This window comes from Methanosalsum natronophilum, assembly GCF_024808815.1.
Lineage (GTDB): Archaea > Halobacteriota > Methanosarcinia > Methanosarcinales > Methanosarcinaceae > Methanosalsum > Methanosalsum natronophilum.
On record NZ_JANUCS010000045.1, the window covers coordinates 1 to 1,116 of the forward strand.

A 1,116-nucleotide genomic window follows, 5' to 3' on the forward strand; every position below is an offset into this window, starting at 1 on the left:
TTGTACTAGTCTGGCAGTCATTCAGCTTTCGGCTGACAGTTTTTTTTGCTTAGGAGGTGATCCAGCCGCAGATTCCCCTACGGCTACCTTGTTACGACTTAACCCCCCTTGCGAAATTTAGGTTCGAGCACGACACTTAGTTCGTGCCCTCACCCATACCTCACTCGGGTGGTTTGACGGGCGGTGTGTGCAAGGAGCAGGGACGTATTCACCGCGCTGTGTTGAAACGCGATTACTACGGATTCCAGCTTCATGAGTACGAGTTACAGTCCTCAATCTGAACTACGGGTGGGTTTAGGAGATTACCGTCCCCTTTCGGGGTAGGATCCCATTGTCCCACTCATTGTAGCCCGCGTGTAGCCCGGGAGATTCGGGGCATACTGACCTACCGTAGCCCGCACCTTCCTCCGCTTTAGCAGCGGCGGTCCCCACAGAGTACCCATCATTCCGAAGAACATGCTGGCAACAGTGGGCACGGGTCTCGCTCGTTGCCTGACTTAACAGGATGCTTCACAGTACGAACTGACGACGGCCATGCACCTCCTCTCAGCGATTCAGGTAAGGTCTTCAGCCTGACCTACATATTGCTGTCGCCCCCGGTGAGATTTCCGGCGTTGAGTCCAATTAAACCGCAGGCTCCACCCGTTGTAGTGCTCCCCCGCCAATTCCTTTAAGTTTCAGCCTTGCGGCCGTACTTCCCAGGTGGCTCGCTTCACGGCTTCCCTCCGGCACCAGGAACGGTCGCACCATCCCTGACACATAGCGAGCATCGTTTACGGCTAGGACTACCCGGGTATCTAATCCGGTTCGTGCCCCTAGCTTTCGTCCCTCACCGTCGGACCCGTTCTGGTAAGACGCCTTCGCCACTGGTGGTCCTACAAGGATTACAAGATTTCACTCCTACCCTTGCAGTACCTCTTACCTCTCCCGGTCCCAAGTCTGACAGTATCCCCTGGCAGCCTAACAGTTGAGCTGTCAGATTTCCCAGAGGACTGATCAAACCGGCTACGGACCCTTTAGACCCAATAATAGTAATCACCACTCGGGCCGCCGGTGTTACCGCGGCGGCTGGCACCGGTCTTGCCCGGCCCTTGCTATCGCATGCCGTTTACACAT

At 55.8% G+C, this 1,116-nt stretch carries 1 rRNA gene; it reads right to left on the minus strand.

What is annotated here, in order from left to right:
* Positions 1 to 51: 51 nt before the first annotated feature.
* Positions 52 to 1,116 (minus strand): 16S ribosomal RNA (locus J2T59_RS10200); the annotation flags it as partial.